The organism is Algibacter sp. YIN40 (genome assembly GCF_057219435.1).
In genome coordinates, this window is record NZ_JBXVVC010000002.1 from 112,814 (window position 1) to 137,658 (window position 24,845).

At 33.0% G+C, this 24,845-nt stretch carries 23 protein-coding genes and 1 tRNA gene; 9 read left to right on the forward strand and 15 right to left on the reverse strand.

Annotation, left to right across the window (positions count from 1 at the left end; all coding sequences use genetic code 11):
• The first annotated feature begins 2 nt into the window (after positions 1 to 2).
• The 3 genes from AC2D6V_RS08370 to AC2D6V_RS08380 are packed head-to-tail and all read left to right on the forward strand — an operon-like array spanning position 3 to position 2,603.
• A complete protein-coding gene (locus AC2D6V_RS08370; protein WP_484647639.1) occupies positions 3 to 734 on the forward strand; it encodes a rhomboid family intramembrane serine protease in 732 nt (243 codons plus the stop codon).
• Positions 731 to 1,573: a rhomboid family intramembrane serine protease gene (locus AC2D6V_RS08375; protein ID WP_484647640.1), complete on the forward strand. Its 843-nt coding sequence runs from the start codon at positions 731 to 733 to the stop codon at positions 1,571 to 1,573. The genes AC2D6V_RS08370 and AC2D6V_RS08375 overlap by 4 nt, the downstream gene beginning before the upstream one ends.
• Positions 1,574 to 1,577: 4 nt before the next feature.
• Positions 1,578 to 2,603: an endonuclease/exonuclease/phosphatase family protein gene (locus tag AC2D6V_RS08380; protein ID WP_484647641.1), complete on the forward strand. Its 1,026-nt coding sequence runs from the start codon at positions 1,578 to 1,580 to the stop codon at positions 2,601 to 2,603.
• An 81-nt stretch (positions 2,604 to 2,684) separates the two neighbouring features.
• Here the strand turns inward: AC2D6V_RS08380 and AC2D6V_RS08385 are convergent, their stop codons facing one another.
• The 15 genes from AC2D6V_RS08385 to AC2D6V_RS08455 form a co-directional block, all read right to left on the reverse strand.
• Entirely contained in the window at positions 2,685 to 3,005 is a 321-nt protein-coding gene (locus tag AC2D6V_RS08385; RefSeq protein WP_484647642.1) for a DUF6122 family protein, read from the reverse strand.
• 5 nt (positions 3,006 to 3,010) lie between these two features.
• A complete protein-coding gene (locus AC2D6V_RS08390) occupies positions 3,011 to 3,628 on the reverse strand; it encodes a WbqC family protein (protein WP_484647643.1) in 618 nt (205 codons plus the stop codon).
• A 73-nt stretch (positions 3,629 to 3,701) separates the two neighbouring features.
• Complete coding sequence (gene lepB / locus AC2D6V_RS08395; RefSeq protein WP_484647644.1) at positions 3,702 to 5,279, reverse strand: signal peptidase I; 1,578 nt, start codon at positions 5,277 to 5,279, stop codon at positions 3,702 to 3,704.
• 67 nt (positions 5,280 to 5,346) lie between these two features.
• Positions 5,347 to 6,051: a 4-hydroxy-tetrahydrodipicolinate reductase gene (gene dapB, locus AC2D6V_RS08400; protein WP_484647645.1), complete on the reverse strand. Its 705-nt coding sequence runs from the start codon at positions 6,049 to 6,051 to the stop codon at positions 5,347 to 5,349.
• Positions 6,052 to 6,669 (reverse strand): DUF5683 domain-containing protein, encoded by a 618-nt coding sequence (locus AC2D6V_RS08405; RefSeq protein WP_484647646.1) that lies wholly within the window; start codon positions 6,667 to 6,669, stop codon positions 6,052 to 6,054.
• A complete protein-coding gene (locus AC2D6V_RS08410) occupies positions 6,659 to 7,570 on the reverse strand; it encodes a ParB/RepB/Spo0J family partition protein (RefSeq protein ID WP_484647647.1) in 912 nt (303 codons plus the stop codon). The genes AC2D6V_RS08405 and AC2D6V_RS08410 overlap by 11 nt, the downstream gene beginning before the upstream one ends.
• Before the next feature lies 1 nt (position 7,571).
• On the reverse strand, positions 7,572 to 8,336 hold the full coding sequence (locus AC2D6V_RS08415) for a ParA family protein (protein ID WP_484647648.1): 765 nt from the start codon (positions 8,334 to 8,336) through the stop codon (positions 7,572 to 7,574).
• Between the two features lie 113 nt (positions 8,337 to 8,449).
• A complete protein-coding gene (gene scpA / locus AC2D6V_RS08420) occupies positions 8,450 to 10,570 on the reverse strand; it encodes a methylmalonyl-CoA mutase (protein ID WP_484647649.1) in 2,121 nt (706 codons plus the stop codon).
• Positions 10,571 to 11,242 (reverse strand): hypothetical protein, encoded by a 672-nt coding sequence (locus AC2D6V_RS08425; protein ID WP_484647650.1) that lies wholly within the window; start codon positions 11,240 to 11,242, stop codon positions 10,571 to 10,573. It abuts the gene before it with no gap.
• A gap of 21 nt (positions 11,243 to 11,263) precedes the next feature.
• Entirely contained in the window at positions 11,264 to 12,628 is a 1,365-nt protein-coding gene (locus AC2D6V_RS08430; protein ID WP_484647651.1) for a methylmalonyl-CoA mutase subunit beta, read from the reverse strand.
• Positions 12,618 to 12,950 (reverse strand): FtsB family cell division protein, encoded by a 333-nt coding sequence (locus AC2D6V_RS08435; RefSeq protein ID WP_484647652.1) that lies wholly within the window; start codon positions 12,948 to 12,950, stop codon positions 12,618 to 12,620. Before AC2D6V_RS08435 ends, AC2D6V_RS08430 begins: the two co-directional genes overlap by 11 nt.
• Complete coding sequence (udk, locus tag AC2D6V_RS08440) at positions 12,951 to 13,556, reverse strand: uridine kinase (protein WP_484647653.1); 606 nt, start codon at positions 13,554 to 13,556, stop codon at positions 12,951 to 12,953.
• Between the two features lie 65 nt (positions 13,557 to 13,621).
• A complete protein-coding gene (locus AC2D6V_RS08445; RefSeq protein ID WP_484647654.1) occupies positions 13,622 to 14,017 on the reverse strand; it encodes a c-type cytochrome in 396 nt (131 codons plus the stop codon).
• A 10-nt stretch (positions 14,018 to 14,027) separates the two neighbouring features.
• A complete protein-coding gene (locus tag AC2D6V_RS08450) occupies positions 14,028 to 15,152 on the reverse strand; it encodes a PQQ-dependent sugar dehydrogenase (protein ID WP_484647655.1) in 1,125 nt (374 codons plus the stop codon).
• A gap of 22 nt (positions 15,153 to 15,174) precedes the next feature.
• Positions 15,175 to 17,442, reverse strand: a complete 2,268-nt coding sequence (locus AC2D6V_RS08455; RefSeq protein ID WP_484647656.1) for a TonB-dependent receptor domain-containing protein — start codon at positions 17,440 to 17,442, stop codon at positions 15,175 to 15,177.
• A gap of 154 nt (positions 17,443 to 17,596) precedes the next feature.
• Between AC2D6V_RS08455 and AC2D6V_RS08460 the strand changes: the two genes are divergently transcribed.
• The 6 genes from AC2D6V_RS08460 to AC2D6V_RS08485 all read left to right on the forward strand — a co-directional run bounded on the left by AC2D6V_RS08460 (position 17,597) and on the right by AC2D6V_RS08485 (position 24,357).
• Positions 17,597 to 17,671, forward strand: a tRNA-Pro gene (locus AC2D6V_RS08460).
• A gap of 448 nt (positions 17,672 to 18,119) precedes the next feature.
• A complete protein-coding gene (gene nirB / locus AC2D6V_RS08465; protein WP_484647657.1) occupies positions 18,120 to 20,633 on the forward strand; it encodes a nitrite reductase large subunit NirB in 2,514 nt (837 codons plus the stop codon).
• 167 nt (positions 20,634 to 20,800) lie between these two features.
• Positions 20,801 to 21,178: a nitrite reductase small subunit NirD gene (nirD, locus tag AC2D6V_RS08470; protein WP_484647658.1), complete on the forward strand. Its 378-nt coding sequence runs from the start codon at positions 20,801 to 20,803 to the stop codon at positions 21,176 to 21,178.
• Between the two features lie 14 nt (positions 21,179 to 21,192).
• Complete coding sequence (locus AC2D6V_RS08475; protein ID WP_484647659.1) at positions 21,193 to 21,777, forward strand: DUF4202 domain-containing protein; 585 nt, start codon at positions 21,193 to 21,195, stop codon at positions 21,775 to 21,777.
• Between the two features lie 10 nt (positions 21,778 to 21,787).
• The gene (locus AC2D6V_RS08480; protein ID WP_484647660.1) at positions 21,788 to 23,602 is read left to right on the forward strand and encodes a sensor histidine kinase; all 1,815 of its coding nucleotides are present in this window, start codon (positions 21,788 to 21,790) and stop codon (positions 23,600 to 23,602) included.
• An 89-nt stretch (positions 23,603 to 23,691) separates the two neighbouring features.
• On the forward strand, positions 23,692 to 24,357 hold the full coding sequence (locus AC2D6V_RS08485) for a response regulator (RefSeq protein ID WP_484648192.1): 666 nt from the start codon (positions 23,692 to 23,694) through the stop codon (positions 24,355 to 24,357).
• Positions 24,358 to 24,845 lie beyond the last annotated feature (488 nt).

Below are 24,845 nucleotides of genomic sequence, written 5' to 3' on the forward strand. Positions count from 1 at the left end.
ATATGATGAGAATTTCAGATACCGTTAAGCATTTATTAATCATTAACGTGATTATGTTTATTGGTACCATAGCAATAGGAGATGGTGTATTGTTTTATGATTGGTTTGCTATGCATTTTCCCAAAAATGAAGCTTTCCAACCATGGCAAATAATAACACATATGTTTATGCATGGTGGGCCTTCACATATATTATTTAACATGTTTGCGTTATGGATGTTTGGCACACCTGTAGAGCAATATCTTGGAGGCAAAAAGTTTTTGTTTTTATATATTTCTGCTGGTTTGGGTGCTGTAGCATTGCAGATTGGATATTACTATTTCCAGTATCTTCCAATGGAGGCTCAAGCTCTACAATTAGGAGCTACACATGAGCAAATTATTGATGTATTTAAAGATGGAAAAGTTTTTACGGCTATAGGCCAAAAGTTCAATGAAATATACTTTGCTTCAATGGTTGGGGCTTCGGGCTGTATCATGGGGGTTATGGCAGCTTTTGCTATGATGAATCCAAATGCAGAACTAATGATGATTTTTCTTCCTATCCCAATAAAAGCCAAATACTTCATTCCAGGAATCATATTAATTGATTTAATTTCGGGTATATCCGGGCAATCAATTTTTGGATACGGCAACATAGCTCATTTCGCACATGTTGGTGGAGCACTAACAGGTTTTTTAATTATGTGGTATTGGAAAAAAAAACAGTTTAATAAAAATAGATGGGACTTATGACTTTGACAGATGATATAAAGGATAAGTTAAATAGACTTAATGTTTTAGAAAAAATAATCGCAATTAACGTTGTGATTTTTGTTTTAGGGTTGCTATTTAGTTCAAATCTTAGCTGGCTGGAATTACCAAGTACTTTAGGAGAATTTATAATACAGCCTTGGACAATAATTAGCTATGCATTTGTTCACTACGATTTTTTGCATATTCTTCTTAATATGATATGGCTATATGTTATTGCGAAATGGTTTCTCAATTTATTTAATCCAAAATTGGCTTTAAATATTTATTTTCTTGGAGCTATTTGTGGAGGCCTAGTTTACTTACTTGCGTATAGCTTATTTCCAGATTTATTAGGTAAAACGCGCTTGGTTGGTGCATCCGCATCTGTACGTGCGCTGCTAATATTTTTATGTGCTTATATGCCAAATCAGGGCATGCGCTTTTTCACATTTAACTTAAAGCTTTGGTATGTTGGCGTAGCTATTATTATAATCGATTTGTTTGGACTTTTCGGTTATAACACTGGAGGTAATTTAGCGCATTTGGGAGGTGCAGTACTGGGATATTTTTATGCCAAACAATTAATTAAAGGAAATGATATAGGTAAAGGTTTTGAACGTTTTATGGATAAAATTGCAAACTTCTTCAAAACATCCAAAAAAGGACCATTAAAAACAGTTCATAAAAATAAAAGTAAAGTAGGTGGTTATAATAAAGCTGATTTTAACGAGTTTAATAACCAAAAGAAAATTGATGTTATTTTAGACAAAATAAGTAAAAGTGGTTATGATAGTTTAACTGCTGAAGAAAAGGAGTTTTTGTTTAAAGCAGGTAAGTAGTACCATGAAAAAATTAAGCTTCATAAACAAAATTATATATAGTATTAATGCTTGTGTTGCCATTTTATTATTATTGTCTTATGCACTGCCTTTCTTGCCACCTAAGACCTTTTCAGTTCTTTCTGTTCTTAATTTAGGTGTGTCATTTCTTATTATAACTAATGTCTTATTTTTTGTTTATTGGTTGGTAAAACTAAAGAAGCAATTGATACTATCATTTGTGATACTTTTAATTGGATACTTTTTCTTTGGTTCACTATATAAATTTTCTCTTTCAGAAAACATTGAAAGCGCCGGTAATTTTAAAGTAATGAATTATAATGTGCGCCTATTTAATTTATACGATTGGATTCCAGAGAAGGGTGTTGAAACTAAAATTATTGATTTAATAAAAACTGAAGCCCCCGATGTTCTTAGTATTCAGGAATATCATCCTCATAGTAATATCGATTTATCTTTTTTTAAATATAAATTCGAAAAATTATCTGGAAAAAAAACAAAGTATGGTCAAGCTATTTTTTCTCAATTTCCAATAGTTAATAGTGGTTCTATTGAGTTTCCAAATACAGGAAATAATGCTGTTTTTGTAGATATACTTAAGAATACAGATACGATTAGGGTTTATAATATTCACTTAGAATCACTACATATTAACGCCAACGTTGAAAGTTTAAAAAAAGAAGATTCTGAGCGTCTTTTTAAAAGAGTGGGTAATACATTTAAGATGCAACAATTCCAAACCGAGCTTTTTTTGATGCATAAATCGCAATGCAAATATAAAATGATAATCTGTGGCGATTTTAATAATACGGCATTCTCTTATGTTTATCGGAAAATTAAAGGAGACTTAAACGATACTTTTAAGAAAGCTGGAAATGGTTTCGGACGCACTTACGATTTTAAATTTTTTCCTGTGCGAATTGATTTTATTTTTGCCGATGATGCCTTTTCAGTAAATGGCTATAAAACTTATGATGAGCGATTTTCAGATCATTACCCGGTGATGACGACGCTAAGTTTAGATAATTAGTATTCAGCCGCAGTCACAGTTATAAGTTTTTATGTCATAGCGAAGGAGGTATCGACTGTGGCAATCTTTTTCATTGAGGATTTACAAGGAAAATAACATAAGAGAACAATCTACTGCATCTGAAATAATGTGAATTACTAAACCTAAAGCTACCAACCTTGATTTCTTAGGAATTAATAGAAATAAATAAAAAGTAATTGCAAAAAAGGAGTGAAGCGGGTGGTAGTCAATACTACATCTATTTGGGTCGAAAATTGGATTTGCAAGAAGATGGTCTAAATCTATTATAAAAGCCCCAAGCATAATCATAAAAGCCGTTTTCCAAGTTTTTCTGTACCAAATTAACGCAACAACTAAAGGAATAAGAAAATGACATCCATAATGAGCAACAGATTGTAGCATTAGAATTATTTTAAAGTTTGAGAATCTAAATAATTTATAGCATTGGGACCTTCATTAAAAAGTAAATCTAGAATACTCAAATTCGATATAAAACCATGTTTACTTTCAAACACTTGCGTATAAGGTTCAAAACTATGTATAGTTTTTTTTTTGGCATTTACAAGGTGCCTAAAGTCGTTAACACCTTGAACCGTTTTTTCGTAGACTTTTGTTTGAGAGATATTAAATTCTAATTGTAAACACTCACAAATTATTTCAAAACATTTTACGTTGAAATCTAAAATTGAATCGACTTTTTCTGTAAATAAAGGTTTTAAGTCATCTTCATAATATTCGAAAAAAGGAGATGTTCTATATGCCGATAATATTGATTTCCAATGATTACTTTGCCAATTTTCTTCATGAAAGACTTTTACACCACGGTATTTTTGGCGATTCTTTTGCGAGTGAATTACAGGAATGTTTAAAGCTAGTTTTCCGTTAGCACCATAAATATAGCAGCGGTTTCTGTAGGTTTGTTTTACGAAGTTGTCATGCATTTCAAACAAGACTTCTTTGGCTCTTGCTATAGCTACAAAGTGTGCTATGCTAGGAAGGTATGTCGGATGTATTAAAGCGTTCATTTGTATAGCTGCATGTTGTTTAGATGAAATGTTAATTGAATTAAAACAACTTAACACCTCACGACTTTACAACTTAACTTTTTTTCTTGCGTTTCCTCCATTTACTATAACTAATCCATCCGAAAAGTAATACCAAAAACGGAATAAAGTATGACGTTGCCTTTCCTGTGCCGCTAACAGTTGTAAAAAAACGTTCCCAACGTGGATTTTTGATGCCATCCCAACTCATCCAAATAAATACAGGCTTACCAACAACATGGTCGAAAGGAACAAAGCCCCAACGCCTCGCATCTATAGAATTATGGCGATTATCTCCCATCATCCAATAGTAGTCCTGTTTAAAGGTATAGGTGCTAGACACATCACCATTAATCAATATTTGATTTCCTTTAATTTGTAGTGAATTACCCTCATATTCTGTAATAACACGTTTGTAAAGCGGTAAAACATCTAAATTAATATCTATAGTTTTTCCAGCTTCAGGAACGTAAAGTGGTCCGAAGAAATCGACATTCCAATTATAATTTGGGTCGTGAGGAAAAATATTCGAGTCACGAACGCCCTTTTCCTTTTTATTTGGTGTGATGCTAGCAACATTCGGGTGGTTTTTAAATTTCGACAAAGCCTCATCTGAAATGGCCGAGAAATAATATGTATTATTCGAGTTTGGCATAATACCAAAGCCATCTGTAATATCGTATCGGTCTTTTACTTGTTTTGGGCTAAACTGATTAGTTTTTGGTTGAACGAGGTAACTAAACTGTAAGTGTGCTCTATCTGGTAATTCATTTTTATTACCGTTTATGTAAACAAAACCATCACGAACTTCTAACGTATCTCCTGCAACAGCAACACAACGTTTAACAAGGTTTGTTTTCTTATCAATAGGTTTGTAGTAGTTTCTATCTGGCTGAAAATCGTTCATGTCCAACAAGGTATCTGCTGGTTGATTGAATACTACTATTTCGTTTCTATCGATTTTTTCAAACCCAGGAATGCGTAAATAAGGAAGTTGTAATTTGTTTTTCCAGGAGCTACTGCCAATATGGTCATCAAATAAATAGGATTTCGATTTTAATACAGGAATAGTATCATGAACCATTGGTGCTCCAACCGTCGTCATTGGAATTCTAGCACCATAATGAAATTTACTAACAAACAAAAAATCACCAACTAGAAGCGATTTTTCTAGCGATGATGAAGGAATAGTAAATGGTTGAATAAAATAAGTATGCACTATGGTTGCAGCTACAATAGCAAATAAAATAGAGCTTGTCCATTCTCCTGAGCCAGATTTTGGTTGAATATCTCTATCTTTTACGTAAGTAACATCGGCAACATAATTCAAATAGTAATTGTAAAAACCTAATGAAACGACTGCTAAAAAAGTATCTAATGTTTTGTTTTTTCCAAAACTTCTAGCCGTTTCAACCCAAACCACAATAAACATAATGAGGTTGACAATGGGTAGAAACAATAAGATTACCCACCACCAAGGGCGGTTAATTATTTTCATTAAAACAATAGCATTATAAACAGGTATAAATGCTTCCCAAGCTTTTCTACCAGCTTTAACATATAATTTCCAAGTTCCTAATCCATGAATTAATTGAATAATTAAAATGAATATAAACCATTGAGATAGTGTCATAATTGAAAATTTAAAATATTTTAGTTAGTAGCTAAACACAAGTTTTTTGTTACACGATTTGATTGTATTAACCTATATTTAACACGTCGTTCATTGTGAAAACACCTGTTTTGCCTACAATCCATTCAGCTGCTACAACGGCTCCTAAGGCAAAACCTTGTCTATTATGTGCAATATGTTCAATAGTTATAGCATCAACTTCGCTTTCATAATTTATAGAGTGCGTTCCAGGAACGTCTTCAATACGCTTAGCTGCAATAGGTATTTTAGTGTTGTCATTTCCATCTAATTCCCAAGCTTTATATTTTTCACTCTGAGAAATAATGTCATTAGCTAAAGAGATAGCAGTACCACTAGGTGCATCTAATTTTTGAGTATGGTGGATTTCTTCCATGCTAATATTATATTGCTTTAATGTACTCATCATTTTGGCGAGAGTCTTATTAAGTTCAAAGAAAATATTAACACCTAAACTATAATTAGAAGCATAGATGAATGCGCCTTTCTTTTCTTCACATAAAGCAACGGCATTATCGTAATTGTCCAACCATCCAGTAGTTCCCGAAATAACGGGAATATTATTATTGATACAATTAGAAATATTTTGAAAGGCTACATTTGGAATACTGAAATCTATGGCAACATCTGCATTAGTAATGTCGTAATCTGTATCATCTTTATCTATTTTCAACACTATATTATGACCACGACTAGTTGCTATTTTCTCAATAGTCTGACCCATTTTTCCGTATCCTAGTAGAGCAATATTCATTTAAAACTTAAAATTTAATGTTAACCCGAGATTGCTAGTTGCATCAATCTCATTTAATTTATAATGAGGTGCCAAAGATAAGTTTTCATCTACATTATATTGCAATAAATGCGCATCAACATTAGCATCAATAATATTTAAAGCATAAATACCTATCGTAACTAAAAGTGACAATTCCTTATTTCTTCTAAACAGTTTTTGCGCTCTTAGTAATGCATCGTCTGATACTCTAGGTGTGCTAAGCTGATTTCCTTGTGAGTCTATGTAGAACTCATCATTTGTAAAACCAGCGATTCTACTTTTATAAGCATCTCGATATCTGTTATACTCTTTGTTATTAGTAACGTAGAAATAAACACCTGTCCCAATTGCAGCATAAACAATAGGAATTTTCCAATATTTTTTATTGTATGCTTGACCTAATCCTGGTAACACAGCCGAATAAAAAGCAGCTTTTGCTGGAGATAATGGATTAATAGGGTCTCTTGCTTCGAGAACTTCTTCAATAACAAGAGCCTCTGGAAGTTCCTCTTTATTTTTTTCTTCTTTGTCTTGGGCTAATAATGAAAAACAAAACAGTAATGAAAATATACTTGCTGTTATAAATTTATTTGGCACCTTGAACTAATTTTTTAATGCGATTAAAATCTTCTTCAGAATGGAATGGAATTGTTATTTTCCCTTTACCATTATTAGAAACTTTAACGTCAATTTTGTGACCAAAGTATTCTGAAAATGCTGTTATCCCTTTTTTAATATATTTAGGAACATCTCCTTCTGTATCTTTTTGGGTAGTTGGTTTTGCATCGACATTACTATTAAAATTGCGAACTAACACTTCGGTTTCTCTAACGGATAATTTATTAGAAAGAATTTTTTCGTAAATATCTAGTTGAAATGTTTGATCTTCAATACCAATTAAAGCACGACCATGTCCCATGGAGATAAAACCATCACGCATTCCCGTTTGAATAATAGGGTCTAGTTTTAACAAACGCAAATAGTTGGCAATAGTAGAACGTTTTTTACCAACACGTTCACTCATTTGCTCTTGTGTTAAGTTTATTTCATCTATTAAACGTTGGTATGATAAAGCGATTTCAATTGGGTCTAAATCTTGGCGTTGAATATTTTCAACTAAAGCCATTTCCAACGATTCTTGATCATTTGCAATTCGAATATATGCTGGAATGGTTTCTAAACCAATTAATTTGGAAGCTCTAAAACGACGTTCTCCAGAAACTAATTGATATTTATTGAAATCTAATTTTCTAACCGTAATTGGCTGAATAATGCCTAATTCCTTTATAGAAGAAGCCAATTCACGTAAAGATTCTTCACTAAAATTGGTTCTTGGTTGAAAAGGGTTTACTTCAATAAAATCGATGTCTAATTCAACAATACTTCCAATAACTTTATCTGCATTCTTATCTTGAACAGACTGAATATCGTTACTTGGGTCTTTTAAAAGAGCCGATAAACCTCTACCTAAAGCCTGTTTTTTAGTCGCCTTAGCCATATTAAGCGTTTTTATTGATAATTTCTTTAGCCAAACTTAAGTAATTAGTAGCTCCTTTGCTACTCGCATCATAATTAATTATACTTTCACCATAACTAGGTGCTTCACCTAAACGCACATTCCGTTGTATAATTGTTTGAAACACCATATTGTTGAAGTGCTTTTGAACCTCTTCAACTACTTGATTAGAAAGTCTTAGTCTAGAATCGTACATAGTAAGCAATAAGCCTTCTATGTCTAATTCTGGGTTATGTATTTTTTGAACACTTTTGATGGTATTTAGCAATTTCCCTAAGCCTTCAAGTGCGAAATATTCACACTGAATTGGGATTATTACCGCATCTGCCGCAGTTAATGCATTGAGTGTTAGAAGTCCTAAAGAAGGCGCGCAATCAATTAAAATAAAATCGTAGTCATCTTTAACTTCTTCCAAAGCTTTTTTAAGCATGTACTCGCGATTTTCTTTATCAACAAGCTCTATTTCTATGGCAACCAAATCTATGTGAGAAGGAATTACATCTAAATTTGGAGTTTCTGTTTTTATGATGGCTTCTTTGGCCGAATTAGAATGTTCAAGAAGTTGATAGGTTCCAATTTCTACGGTCTCAACATCAATACCAATGCCAGATGTGGCATTTGCTTGTGGATCTGCATCTATTAGAAGGACTTTTTTTTCTAAAACACCAAGTGAGGCTGCTAAGTTTATAGAAGTTGTTGTTTTACCAACACCACCTTTTTGGTTAGCAATTGCAATGATTTTACCCATTAATGATTTGGTTTAATAAGCGGTAAAAATACGATTATTTACGAGGAATAAAAACGTAACTTGTTAACAAAAGGATAATAAGAAAGTCAATTACGATATTGATAATTATTAGCTTAATCAATCAAGATTTCTAGTATTTTAATGGCTGCATCACTAATTTTTGTGCCAGGACCAAAAACAGCAACTGCACCTGCATCAAATAAATATTGGTAGTCTTGCTTAGGTATAACACCACCAACAATAACCATAATATCATCTCGCCCATATTTTTTTAATGCCTCAATAACTTGTGGCACTAGAGTTTTATGGCCAGCAGCAAGTGAGGAAACGCCTAAAATATGAACATCGTTTTCTACAGCCTGTTTTGCAACTTCTTGAGGTGTTTGAAACAACGGTCCAATATCTACATCAAAGCCAACGTCTGCATAGCCTGTGGCGACCACTTTAGCACCACGATCATGACCGTCTTGTCCCATTTTTGCAATCATTATACGAGGTCTGCGACCGTCTTGCTCTGCAAAAAAATCAGCTAGTTCTTGAGCTCTTTTAAAGGATTTGTCGTCTTTTATTTCTTTACTGTACACACCTGAAAAGGATTTTATTTGTGCTTTATGTCTTCCAAAAGTCACTTCTAAGGCATCGCTTATTTCACCTAATGTGGCACGTTCGCGAGCTGCTTCAATAGCTAAAGATAATAAGTTTTCTTCTCCTGTTTGAGCTGCTTTTGTTAATTTTGATAATGCTGTTACTACTTTATTAGAATCTCTTTTCGATTTAATACTGTTTAGCCTTTCTATTTGAGAGTTTCTTACAGTTTGATTATCTACTTCTAGTGTGCTAATAGGGTCTTCTTCTTCCAAGCGGTATTTGTTAACACCAACAATAATATCTTGTCCAGAATCAATACGTGCTTGTTTCTTCGCTGCAGCTTCTTCAATGCGTATTTTTGGAATTCCAGCTTCAATGGCCTTTGTCATACCTCCAAGTTCTTCTACTTCTTCTATAAGTGCCCAAGCTTTTTTGGCAATATCATGTGTTAGTTTTTCAACATAATAACTACCTGCCCATGGATCAACTGTTTTGGTAATTTTGGTTTCTTCTTGTAAAAATATTTGTGTGTTTCTTGCTATTCGTGCTGAAAAATCGGTTGGTAGTGCAATAGCTTCATCTAGTGCATTTGTATGTAAACTTTGAGTGCCTCCAAAAGCCGCGGCAGCTGCTTCAATAGTTGTGCGTGCTACATTATTAAAAGGGTCTTGCTCAGTCAAACTCCAGCCAGATGTTTGGCAGTGTGTTCTTAAGGCTAAGGACTTTTGATTTTTCGGCTTAAATTGCATTACAAGTTTAGCCCAAAGCATACGAGCTGCACGCAATTTTGCTATTTCCATAAAATGATTCATTCCTATTGCCCAGAAGAATGAAAGTCTTGGAGCAAAAGCATCAATATCCATACCTGCTTTTATGCCAGTTCTAAGGTACTCTAATCCATCGGCTAGGGTATAAGCTAATTCTATATCGCAGGTTGCACCAGCTTCTTGCATGTGATAACCTGAAATACTAATACTATTGAACTTTGGCATTTTATTACTAGTAAATTCAAAAATATCTGAAATGATTTTCATGGAAGGTGTAGGAGGGTAGATGTAAGTATTACGAACCATAAACTCTTTTAGAATATCATTTTGAATGGTGCCAGAAAGTTGTTCAATGGAAACTCCTTGTTCTTCTGCTGCCACAATAAAAAATGCCATTATAGGTAATACGGCGCCGTTCATAGTCATTGAAACCGACATCTTATCTAATGGAATTTGATCGAAAAGAATTTTCATGTCTTCAACAGAATCGATTGCAACTCCTGCTTTTCCAACATCACCAACTACACGTTCATGGTCGCTATCATATCCGCGATGTGTTGCTAAGTCAAACGCAACCGATAATCCTTTTTGTCCGGCAGCTAGATTACGTCTGTAAAAGGCATTGCTTTCTTCCGCTGTACTAAAACCAGCATATTGCCTAATAGTCCATGGTCTGCGTAAATACATGGTGCTATATGGTCCTCGAAGGTAAGGGGCTATTCCTGCAACAAAGTTTAAATGTTCTAAATCTTCAATATCATTCTTGGAATAGACTGATTTGACTTCAATGCCTTCCGAAGTTAAAAAAGAATCATTAATCAAGTTCTCTTGATTATTAGATTCATTATTTAGGGTTATATGTTGAAGATTTTTTCTCATTTAATGATTATGTCCAGCGTGTGGGTCTGGTGTTGTTTCTTCCTGGGTGTTATTAAAGTCTACTTTTTCTTCTGATTCATTCATTTTAACATGAGACAAATCAACATCAAAAAGTTTTGCGTAAAACAAATCGAATGCCATATAAGCTGATAAATATTTATCCCTATTGGCTTGACCATAATTAGATATTAGAGGTGGACCAAATAATTTTGGACTCATACTGTTGGTTGAAACCAATGCATTAAGAGTAGTGTTTAAATCTTTGTTTTGGATATTGGATGCAATGCAATTGAAAAGTTTACTGTTATAATTTAAATGGCTATTTGGATTGTTAGCATCCCATAAATCACTTTCCTTTTTTAAAACGTTAAAAACGTCTACTGTATGTGGTGTAATCATATCTTGATACTTTAATTGTCCGTTTATTGCTTGGCGAACAAACTGAGAATAAGCTCTTGAAATACTCGGTTTCCCATTACTATAAAAATTAATCATATCGTTTTCAAAGGCAAAAAGCGCTTCGTTATATAGCTTAGAGTCTAAGCTTTCGCAATTTAAAACAACACCTTTATCGGTATATACATACTCAGATAAAGTTATTTTTTCTTCTTTACAGCTTATAAAACTGATTACTAAGGCAACTACAAAAAGTTTTAATAATTGAGGTTTCATTTTAATAATATAATTTAAGGTTTATTCTTTTTTTAATCGTTCTTGTTCTAATGTTTCAGCTAATCGTTTTTCTATAATTGGTTCTATTAGGGTTTTTCTCGTTTTTGACTTTACAAAGGGATAAAGTTCTAATTCCCCCTTCATTTTATCATTTATATTAGGATGCTTATTAGTTCCTAAAAGGACTTCAGCACCCGAATCAAATAGTTGCTGCTCTTTTAAAGCGCTCTCTTTTATTTTACGTTGAATTGTTCCTGTTTTCAACTGATGTAAAAAACCACCATTGGCCTCTATATCTTTGAACAGGTTAAGTGCTTTCTCTGCTAGTTGAGTAGTTAATCTCTCAATGTAATATGACCCATCTGATGCATTATTAACTATGTCAAAATAACTTTCATGTTTTAAGATTAAAAGCTGATTTCTGGCAATGCGCTCACCGAACTCATTGTCTTTGTGGTAGATAGCGTCATAACTTAAGTTGCAAATAGTATCTGCACCACCTAGAATGGCGCTCATACATTCTGTAGTAGTGCGTAGTAAATTAGTGTTATAATCGTAAAGGGTTTTATTGCGTTTGGTTGGCGTAGCAGTAATGTGACAGCTAGAATTGATATCATATTCTGAAGACAAAATATTCCATAATTGTCTTAAAGATCTAAGTTTTGCTATTTCGAAAAAATAATTGGTACCTATTGAAACATTGAATATCACTTCAAGAGTTTGCGTTTTTTTATTGAGAGTTTTTAAATGATTTAAATATTCGTTTGCATGTGCCATACTATATGCGAGTTGCTGCACCATCGACGCACCTGAATTTTGGTATATAGAAGCATTAATAGTTATTGTATATGTATCCTTTATTATATTTTCAATTTTTTGAAAGTCATCTTTTATATTCTTGAACCAATTGCCGGTTTTAACCAAGTTCCCAATAATATCTGTCTCTATTTGAATTCCTTCTGAATTGATGGATTTAGCATTCTTTTCTAGAAATGATTCAGAAATAAACTGTAATTCTAAATAAATGGGAGTTAACTTAGGGTTAATATTTTGAATTAAATCAGATATAGATAGGGTTTCATCTGGAATAATAAACTTGATACTTTCAGCACCACGTACAATGGTATTAGTGGCTTTTAAATTTGCTTTTTTTGCATCGGTTACAAAAATACTTTGACATATTTTCCAACCTTTAATTTCTTTGAGACTGCCTTCTGGATAGTTACTGAAATCATCAGCATGGTAAAACGGTTTTACAGCAATATCTTCATTTGTATGCCAAATTAGCACTTCATTATAATCGGCTCCTTTTAAATCGAACTGAATTTTTTGTTTCCATTGTTTTGAAGAAACTTGATTGAAATCGTCAAACAATTTAGTACTCATCTTTTTTCAGTTTTAAACTGTCTTCATATTCAATAATATAAATTTCTTCATTGTCACGTTTCATATAGTATTCTTCACGTGCAAATTTTTCAAGGCCCTCCTCTGTTTTCAACTTTTTAATTGCCTTTTTGTCTTTTTCTATTTCTCGATTGTAATAGTCTTTTTCGTCTTCAAGGTCTTCTATTTCTGTATTTAATTCGTTATGGATAAACCATGAATTGGCATCGAAAAATAGCATCCAAACAACAAATCCTATTATAATAATTACAAACCAGTTTTTAAATGGTTTTAGATATTTACCTTTATTTTTCAGGTTGGCCATTTATAATTTTTCAGTTATAATAGTTCTAACTATATCAACAGCCACCGTATTGTATTTATTGTTAGGAATAATAATATCGGCATATTCTTTCATTGGTTCAATAAACTGATCGTGCATAGGTTTTAGCGTTGTTTTATATCTATTAAGAACTTCGTCTAAATCTCTTCCACGTTCAGAAATGTCGCGTTTTAAGCGTCTTATTAAGCGTTCATCACTATCAGCATGTACAAATATTTTAATGTCAAACATATCGCGTAATTCGGGATTAGTAAGAATTAAAATACCCTCTACAATCATCACTTTTCTCGGGTGGGTTAATATGGTATCACCAGTTCTATTGTGTTTAACAAATGAGTAAACAGGTTGGTGTATTGGTTCGTTATTTTTTAATTTTTCTAAATGGGAAGCTAACAAATCAAAATCTATAGATCTTGGGTGGTCAAAATTTATATTTACACGTTCGTCGTAACTTAGATGCGTCGTATCTTTATAGTAAGAATCTTGCGATATGATGCCTACTTCGCCTTCAGGAAGCTCATGAAGTATTTGGTTAACAACCGTTGTTTTTCCACAACCGGTTCCGCCTGCAATTCCAATAATTAGCATGATTTGTTGTTTGTTTGATCTTTACAAAGTTAGGCAAATGTAAAGTCTAATAATAAGAAAGCATCTTATTTTTTAATCTTAGAAACTTCTTCTTCGGTAATTATTTTGTCATTTTTATTTCCCCAGCTATTGGTGATGTAATTCATAACATCGGCAACTTCATCATCATTTAATCCCATGGCTACCATAACACTATTATATGTTTTTCCATTCACTACAATTTCTCCTCGTTGTCCATATTTAATACCTCGAATACTAGCCTCACGGTTTTTAAAAAGGTAATCAGATTTCGCTAACGGCGGATATACATTTTCTACACCTTCGCCATTAGGTAAATGGCAAGTCATACAAAAATCGGTATATATTTCGCCACCTCTTTCAATACTTTGCTTCAAAGCATCATTTTGAGACACACATGAAAATGAAAGCGTTAAAACAAGACTGAGTATAAATAATTTCATGAATAGCGGTTTAATTTTCTGGAACAATTTTTATAATACCTTTTCCTTCCACAGCGACATAAATGTTACCATCTGGGGCTTGAACAACATCTCTAACACGACCAATATTTTCAAATAATTTTTCGCGTTTAACAACTTTATCATTTTCTAAAATTAACCGTTCTAAATATTCAAATTTTAATGAGCCAACAAGTACATTACCTTCCCAATCTGGATATTTTTCAGAGGAAACTATAGCCATTCCGCTTGGTGCGATAGATGGCACCCAATAGAACAAAGGTTGTTCCATGCCTTCTTTTTCAGTCAAATCTGTGAATGAAGTACCGTTATAATTGATGCCATAAGAAATAACGGGCCATCCAAAGTTTTTTCCTTTTTGAACAATATTTATTTCATCACCGCCTTGTGGACCATGTTCGTTAACCCAAATAGCTCCCGTAACTGGATTTTTTGCCATGCCTTGCGGATTTCTGTGGCCATAACTATAAATAGCCGTTTTTGCATCTATAGTATTTACAAATGGATTATCCTGAGGAATACTTCCGTCGTCATTTAATCTGTAAATTTTACCACAATCGCGGGTTATATCTTGCGGATTAACATCTCTGTTACCTCGGTCGCCAATTGAAAAATATAAGTAGCCTTCATTGTCAAACTTTATACGAGAACCCCAATGTTGACCTTTTTTTGTATTGCCTTCTGCTTTATAAAGTTTCTCGAAATTAACTAAGGTATTGCCGTTTAATTTTGCCCTAGCCAAAGCAGTATTGCCGCCGTCGCCTTCACCTTCTGAAGAGGAATAAGTCATGTAAATCCATCCATTATTTTCATAATCTGGGTGTGTTTCAATATCTAGAAAACCACCTTGCCCGCGAACATAAACTTCAGGGGCACCCTCAATATTTGTTTTTATACCATCTTTAAAATGAATGAGTTCACCAGATTTTTCTGTGACTAACATACTTCCATCGGGTAAAAATGCCATGCCCCAAGGAATATTTAAATCTGGTACAATTAATTCTGTGGTGTAACTTAAATTAGTTGGATCTTCAGCTTTTACCTCAGATTCAATCTGTTGCGCACACGATATACATGCAAAAAATATTATAGCTAATAGCGAGTGAATTTGTTTCATTATTTTTTGATTTAAAGTTACGTTAAAAAACATAATTTAGATTAATTCCAGTAAAATAGTTTATTGGGTTTCCCGGATAATAATATCTAGGATCACTACCTCCAAAGCCTGAAGTGTTAATCAGAATTTGAGAAGCATATACCTCTTCAAAGATATTATTTACTCCCAAGAATGTATTTAATTTTAGCTTTTTATTAAGATTTGTTTTGTAGCCAATTTTAATATTTGTCAGATTGTAACTATCAGAATATAAGCTGTTCGCATCTGTAATAGGCATACGCCCAACATATTGAAAGTTTATGTTACCATAAAGCCCAAAAGTTGAGTCAAAATCAATTCCTCCGTTAAAAATATCTGTAGGCACTCCTGTTAAATCATTTCCAGAAAAGTTATTAGTATCATCAATAAACTCTTTAAAAATGAAATTATTAAGCGTGTAATTTACGAATGAATTTAGAGATAGGTTTTTGTTCTCAAACCATCTGCAATTTAAAGCTATTTCCAATCCATCATGTTGTGTTCTACCTGCATTAATGCCAATAAATTCATCTTGAGCAGTTCGTCTAGACACCAATAGATTTTTTATATCTAAACGGTAAATTGTTACATTGAATTGTAAGCGGTTATTTAAAGCTGAACCTCTTGTGCCAACTTCAAAATTCCATCCTGTTTCCGGTTTTATGTTCGTATTTATTTGTCCGTCGGGAAGTAAAGTTTCTTGAAGGGAAATCGGAGAAAAGCCATGACTTATGCTTGAAAATATTGAAATATTTTCTGAAAATAGATGTGATAAACCAAATTTTGGAGATAAAATAGTTTTGAATTTAAAACTACCTGACTGATCTGGGTTATTTGCTGAAACTTGAAACCTATCCTTCAAAATATATGATGTTTCATTTAAATTTAAGCCTATTGAGCCTGTTGTTTTTTCTGAAAATTCATAATCAATTTCTGAAAAAACATTGTAGTAATTACGTTTTTCTTTATAATTAGATAGTTGCTCGCCTTTAACACTTCCAGTTCCAGCTGGGAAATCTTGATACAAATTTTCAAAAGCGCCGTATTTATAAGTATCTCTAAAAAGTTCGCCACCAATAGTCCAATTTAGGTTTTTGTCAAATACTTGGGTGTTTCCTAAAAACCGACTTCTAATACCAAAACCAAAAGTGTTTTCTTCTAAAATATTAAAAGGCCTAGGTTCATAAGCATCTCTAAAGGAGGCGAAAATACTTGTGGCTTGTTTTAAATAGGTGTTGTAATTATGATTCCATGATATCCCGAAAACACCTCTTTTAGAATCTTCAAAACCTTGTGCTTGTTTCCAAGTAAAAGCAGCAGATTTTGGAGTGTTAAAATAAGTTGATTCATCAATAGAACTCGGAATAAAAGCTTTTAAATCAACATAACTTACTAAAAATGACAGTTCATCTTTTTCACTCAAAAAATGATTTGAGTTTATTGTAAATGTTTGCCTGTCGTATTGATTATTCTCTCGATAGCCATCACTATGCGTGTTACTATAAACTGCTCTAAAACTGTTCTTTGCTGAACCATGATTTACATTTATAATACCTTTATACAGTCCGAAAGAACCAATTGATAATTCAGAATTTAAATCAGATTGATTTAAAAATGAATTTTGAGGTGTCATGTTAATAACCCCACCAAGGCCAGAGCCATAAATGCTAGATGCAGCACCTTTAATAATTTCGAAACGGGAGATTGAAGCGAGTTCGAAATCTTCAATGGTAGTTTCTCCGCTACCATTTGTGAGTGGAATATCTTTAAAATACGCTCTAATTTTTGAAGTTCCGAATAAATTTCTTGACCCTATACCTCTAATTGTAATTCTATTGGTATTAAGCGCGCCACTTTGCATAAATATACCGGGAGTTTTATTTAAAATCGGAGCAAAATCGGTATTGTTTGAGCGTTGAATGTCTTCCGACGAAATAATATTGATTGATGTAGTAGCTCTTAGTAGCTTTTTTGGAATATGGTTGGTGTTTATAATGACTTCATTTAATTCTGAGGGATTTATATCTAATTGAATGATGATGTATTGATTATTATTTAGTTCAAAAGGCTTATCAATATATCCTTGTTTTTTAAATGAATACATGCCTGCTTTTAATAGTTCAAAAGCACCATCTGTGTTTGTGGCTGTAACTACATTATTATTTATATCTAATATTTGAGTAATTGCCAATGGAGTTCCATTATTGCTATCAATTACTTTTCCCTTTATTTTTGATTGACTATAACACAAAAATGTAATACTGAAAATCAAGAAAAAAATTATATTTTTAAATAATACGTGCACTAAAATCGCTATGAAATTGAAACAGCTAAATTATCAATTTTAAACAAGAAATATTTTTTAGAATTGTATTTACAAAATGAATAAATAAAGTATATTTGCATCCCGTTACAGATAACCAAATCGGGGTGTAGCGTAGCCCGGTTATCGCGCCGCGTTTGGGACGCGGAGGTCGCAGGTTCGAATCCTGCCACCCCGACTAACCTTGTGAAGGTATAATCAAAACACTGTTAATCTTATGATTTTCAGTGTTTTTTATTTTATATGATTTAGTCGTTATATGAAAGTTGGTTGAAATATTTGCCTTTTCTTCACATAATTGTCCAAATTAAAACAGTATAAAATTTAGAAAAAAATTGCGTTTTAATATTTCCTGTAAATAGTATTATTCAAGCGTGACAATTAAGTTATCTATTTATTCTCGTATTAAGATGAACGAAAAACGTTCAGAAATTAGTCTTAAAAATTTATGTGCTTTTGAAACTGATTGAGATTTTATTAAAAGTAGAGGTATAAATTTTTAAAAAACTATTTTTCTTGTTGCAATTTGTCAAATTAACAATAATGATAATTCTACGTAAATATCTTAATTAAATAAATTATAATATACGTATAAATACGTAGTTTTGTGTTTAAAATACGTATTTATGCAAAGAATCATAGTTGTAGGAAACGGTATGGTAGGGTATAAATTTTGTGAAAAATTTATAACCCAATCTGGTAGCAAGGCCTATAAAGTAACCGTTTTTGGTGAAGAACCAAGACCTGCTTATGATCGTGTTCATTTAAGTGAGTTTTTCGAAAACCAAGATGCTAAAGCTCTAGAAATGGCGCCAGCAGAATGGTATGCTAATAATGGTATTGAACTAATTACAGGCGAACGTGTTGCAGATATTAATAGAGCTTCAAAAACAATAACAACAGCTAAAGATTCTGAGTTTTCTTATGATTATTTAGTGCTAGCTACAGGGTCTTCACCTTTTGTTCCACCTATTAAAGGTGTTGAAAAGGAAGGTGTATTTGTATATAGAACCATTGAAGATTTAGAAGGGATGTTAGCTTATGCTGCAAAACTTAAAGCTGAAAAGCCAGATGCAAGAGCTGCTATTCTTGGTGGTGGATTATTAGGTTTAGAAGCTGGTAAAGCTGTTATGGATATGGGTTTAGAGCCGCATATTGTAGAGTTTGCTTCTAAGCTAATGCCAAGACAATTAGACTCAAGAAGTAGTCAAGTATTACAATTAAAATTAGAATCTATAGGTTTAAATATTCACTTAAGTAAGGCAACCAACCAAATTTTAGGGGATAATACCATTACAGGCATGGAGTTTGGAGAGGATGATGTTTTAGATGTGGATATGCTTGTAGTTTCTGCGGGTATTAGACCCAGAGATGAGCTTGGTAAGAATAGTGGACTCGAAGTTGGTGTTCGCGGTGGTATTGTGGTTAATAATAAAATGCAAACCTCAGACGAGAATATTTATGCCATAGGTGAAATTGCGTTATATAATCAAATGATTTATGGACTAGTGGCTCCTGGTTATGAAATGGCTGGTGTTGCTGTAGATCAAATTTTAGGAAACCAAGCGCCATTAATGCCAGATGCTATTGATATGTCTACCAAATTAAAATTAATTGGTGTGGATGTAGCTAGTTTTGGTGAGCCGTTTATGCCGGCATCTAAAGGGCATTCTATTATTTTTGAAAATAAAACCCAACATTTATATAAACGAATTAACATAAGTCTTGATGGTAAATCATTACTTGGAGGGATTTTAGTTGGAGATGCATCAGATTACAATATGTTGCATCAGGTTTACTTAAATGGGATGGCAATTCCAGAAGATCCATCACAATTAATTTTACCGGTGAGTGAAGGTGGTTCGTCTTTTGGAAGTGTATTAGATTTGCCAGATACGGCTCAAGTGTGTTCTTGTGAGAGTGTATCTAAAGGTGATATATGTTGTTCTATTACAGAGGGCGATTGTAATACGTTTGGTGATGTAATTACAAAAACCAAAGCAACTTCGGGTTGTGGTGGTTGTAAACCTATGGTAACAGATTTAGTAAATGAAACTTTAAAATCATTAGGAAAAGAAGTTAAAGAAACGATTTGTGAACACTTTGACTTTAGTAGACAAGAATTATACGATCTTATAAAAATTAATAAAGTGCCAGATTATCAGGAAGCACTTAACTTATTTGGAGAAGGTCATGGTTGTGAGGTATGTAAACCATTAGTGGCGTCTATTTTTGCTACTGTAACTATGGAAACAGCAAACGAACAACCTGCTATACAAGATACTAACGATAGATTTTTAGCTAATATACAGCGTAATGGCACGTATTCGGTAGTTCCTAGAGTTCCGGGTGGTGAGATTACTCCAGACCAGTTAATGACTATTGGTGCTGTAGCTAAGAAATACGATTTGTATACTAAAATTACTGGTGGACAAAGAATTGATTTATTTGGTGCACAGGTTCATGAATTACCAATGATTTGGACAGAATTAATTGATGCCGGTTTTGAGAGTGGACATGCTTACGGAAAATCTTTAAGAACTGTAAAAAGTTGTGTGGGTTCTACTTGGTGTCGTTACGGTATGCACGAAAGTGTAACATTTGCTATAGATATAGAGAAGCGATATAGAGGCTTGCGTTCTCCTCATAAATTTAAAGGTGGCGTGTCTGGTTGTATTAGAGAGTGTGCTGAAGCTAGAGGGAAAGATTTTGGATTGATTGCTGTTGAAGGCGGATGGAATTTATACGTTTGCGGAAACGGTGGAGCTACACCAAAACATGCGGTTTTATTAGCAGAACAGTTGGATGATGAAACAGTTGTTAAATACTTAGATAGGTTTTTAATGTATTATATACGTACTGCTGGACCATTAGTAAGAACAGCACCTTGGTTAGATAAACTTGATGGTGGTTTGGATTACTTGAAGCAGGTGGTAATTGAAGATTCTTTAGGAATTGCAGAGGAACTAGAGCGGGAGATGGAAGGTTTAATTAACAAATATAAATGTGAGTGGAAGCAGGCTGTTGAGAGTCCTGAAATCATGAAGCGTTTCAAACATTTTATGAATTCTGATGATACGGATGATAATTTAGAGTTTGTACCAATGCGTGAGCAGAAAATGCCTAAAGCTTGGAGTTAGTTGAGTTTGAAGATTAAAAATTGATGACTAACCCTTGTTAGGGGTTTCAATGGAAATCACACAGAGAGCTCACGATTGTTATTGGGACGAGCGGGGATTTGTTATTTAAAGCCCAACTCTTGTGGTAATGCCAAAATAAATAATAAATTGATTTTAATTTTAATGATATGCAAGATATATTGAGTCAATACGAAACGGTAACTGAAACTTCTGTTAAAGAGTGGTTTAGAGTGGGTGAAGCTAGTGATTTTCCTCAGGATAGCGGAGCCTGTATAAAGTACAAAACCAAGCAAATTGCAGTTTATAATTTTACACGAACCGGGAAATGGTATGCGACACAGAATTTGTGTCCGCATAAAATGGAAATGGTGTTGTCTCTAGGTCTGATTGGTGATAAGGAGGATATACCGAAAGTAGCATGCCCTTTACATAAAAAGAATTTTTCTTTAGAAGATGGTAGTAATTTGGCTGGTGAAGATTTGAAAATAGCCACCTATCCTGTTAAAATTAAAAACGGAAATGTGTATATTGGCTTCTCGGATTAAAACCCTAAAAAGATATGAAGCCTACACGTTTTGAAACTGCTATTGCACTAATAGATAAAGCCAACTCCGAGGATGTAAATACATATGAAGTTGCTGGTTTAAAATATCCTAAGGAGTTGTTGTACTCGCAACGGATGACAAGGAAATTGTTGCAGTTTGAGCCTAGTGCCTCTAAAGCACTTCAAATTTCGGCGCGTGGACAGCATATTTGCCGTTGGAAAATTGCACGTAACGAATACCCAATGGATCGCGTGGGCTATTTGAAATGGCGTGAAACCTTAAAAAAAATGCACGCTAATTTAACAGCGGATATTTTAAAACAAGTAGGTTTTGATGACCAATTTACCGATAGGGTTAAAGCTATAATTAGTAAAAAACTGATTAAGAAAAACGAAGAATCTCAAACACTTGAAGATACTATATGCTTAGTGTTTTTAGACTACTATTTTGAAGAGTTTGCTGCTAAGCATACTGATGAAAAGGTAATTGATATTTTGAAAAAGACTTGGTTGAAAATGTCTGATAAAGGTCATATTACTGCCTTAAAATTACCATTTTCTGATAAAAGTTTGGCTTTAGTAAAACAGGCTATTTCATAAATGCAAAACCATGACTACACCGAGTAATTCATTAGACCAAAGAACGTTTGATAAATTACGCCGTTTATATATTATAGCATTAAGTACCATTGCGGTTTCGGTAATTGTAAGTCAGATATTGATACGGAAACATCTCAGTGGACAAGAAAGTGACTCTACTGTAATTAATGTGGCTGGTAGACAGCGTATGTTGAGTCAGAAATTGACAAAAGATATTGTATCGCTTTCTGCGGAAACCAACCAAGAAAACCGTATTCTTTTGAAAGATGAAATTAAAGCCACCTTGCACCTTTGGGGATTGTCTCATAAGGCGCTTCAAAAAGGTAATGATAGCCTAGGACTGCCTAAAACAAATAGCGTTAAGATTACAGACAAATACAAAGTTTTAAACCCTGTTTTTTATACTATAAGTGTTGCCTCAAAATCTATTATTGATAAGATTGAAAATAAACCGCCTTTACCTTTAGAGTATTATGCCGAAGATATTGAAAAGGTAAAAGCTAATGAAGCAGCTTTTTTAATAATGATGGATGATATTGTTAATCAATATGATTTTGAGGCTGATGAAAAAGTAAAGTGGTTGCGTCAATTAGAGCTGTGGTTAACAGGGCTTACTTTATTAATTCTTTTAGTTGAATTTTTATTTATTTTCTGGCCTGCTGCAAAATCTGTAAAAACTGTATTGGCAGACTTATTATTAGCAGAGAAGCACGCTAAAAAAATGGCTTTTGATGCAGATAATTTGAGTATTGCTAAGGAAAAATCGATTAAGGAGCTTCGTGCCTTAAGTCGCGCTATGGATGATACTTTGCTTTTTGCTCGCATTAAACCTAATGGGAGTGTTGTGCACATGGGGAATAAGTTTACACGATTGTTTAAGTTTTCTAATTTTAATGATTCCGTGTTATTTTGGAATGTTTTATCTATAATAGAAAGCGAGCAATTAGCGCTCGAAGAGTTAATTAATAAATTTAAAAAAACAGGTTGGCAAGGGGAAGTTAAGGCAACCGTAAAAAACGGTGATGCTATTTGGTTAGAAATGGCTGTTATACCTTATAATCCAACAGATGAAAAGTCTGAGTTACTTATTATAGCTTCTGAAATCACAGAAAGGAAGTCAGCACAATTAGAAATTGAGCGGCTTACTGAAAAGAGTTTTGAAGAAAAGATGAGTCAGCAGAAAATTATTTCTAGCAAAATCATTGAAAATCAAGAAAAAGAGCAAAATCGCATTGCAAAAGATGTGCATGATGGTATAGGGCAAATGCTTACAGGTTTAAAGTATAATTTGGAGAGTATTGATCCTAATGATGTTGATAAAGCTGCATCTAAAATAGAACACTTAAAAAAGCTTACTGCCAATATTATTAAAGGCGTTAGAACAGCCACTTTTAATTTAACGCCCCCAGAATTGACAGATCATGGAATTGTTCCTGCGATTACAAAATTGACAAAAGAATTAGCTAGACTTACAGGAAAGGAAATTGTGTTTTTTAATAAAACAGATTTTAGTACCCGTTTAGATTCCCTCACCGAAATAAATATTTATCGTATCGTCCAGGAAGCTATTAATAATGCCATAAAATATGCAGAATCAACACATATTTTAGTGTCTATGTCTCATAGTAAGAATATGTTGAGTATTGTTGTTGATGATAATGGAAAAGGTTTTGACCCAGGGAAATTAAAGCATGTAAAAACTGGAGATGGTGGTATGGGGATGACTTTTATGAATGAGCGTATAAAATATATTGAAGGGCGATTGTTTTTAACTTCTGAAGTGGGTAAAGGAACTCGGGTAACTTTAAATATTCCTTTGGTTTAGATAAGCGTAAAATTCAAGTCACCATATTAAAGTATTCAAATACGTAGAATTACTTAATTTTGTTACTTTTGTACTTATAATTTAAGATAATAAATATGATTAATGTAGTTCTTGCAGACGACCATGTTTTAGTTAGAGATGGCATTAAGGCGCTTTTAGAAGACCAAGATGGTATTGCTGTTATTGATGAAGCTTCTAACGGAAAAGAAGCTTTAGAAGTGATCTCTAGAAACAAGCCTCATGTGTTAATTGTAGATATTAGAATGCCAGAGATGAATGGAATTGAAGTGGTTAGAGAAATGAGTAGATCATACCAAGATGTGAAAACATTAGTCCTATCTATGCATGATTCTGAGGAATATGTTGTGCAAGCTATCCAAGCTGGTGCCGATGGTTATTTATTAAAAGGCGCAAGTAAAAATGAATTTATAAAAGCCTTGAATAAGGTAGCTTCTGGAGGTAAATATTTTACAGGTGATGTGACTGCTATTATTATGAACAACTTCGTAAACGGAAATACCAACACAGCAGCTGCACCTAAGCAGAGAGTTAAAGAAGATCCATTTAAATTGACTAAGCGGGAAAAGCAAATACTTAGTTTAGTATTGCAATTAAAGAATAATAAAGATATTGCTGATGAACTTCAAATTAGCAAACGTACCGCAGAAGTTCATCGTTTTAACCTCATGAAAAAACTAGATGTTAAAAATTTGATGGAGTTGAATCATAAGGCTAACGAGTTTGGACTGGTTTAAATTTTGGTTAATCAAATAAATATGAAAAATCGACTATTATTTTTTTCTGATGACTATCTTGTTTATTCAGGAATAATAATTTTAGGACTAGCTGTTTCCTTATTGATTTATAAGATTAATAAAAATGAATCAATTGATTTTGATAGTTGAAATATATCTTCATGGAATTCTTATGCTAATTCATGGACATTAATCGTTTTATTATTCATCCTTAATATGTTTTTATTGTTTTGTTTGTAAAAATTCTTATTAAAATCTTATCTATTTTATATCCAATTTTATCATATCCTCAATTCCAACTTCTTTAAATTATCAAACTGATATTTTTTCTATCACACTTAATTTTTAATATTCAATATTAAGTATTAATACTTAGATTTGTATTTGCTAGTATTAGTTGAGTTTTATATTTAATTATTCAACTCAAGCTATAAAATGCAAATTTTTTATTTAATTTTTTATTGAATTAAAAAATAAAAGCACAGTTT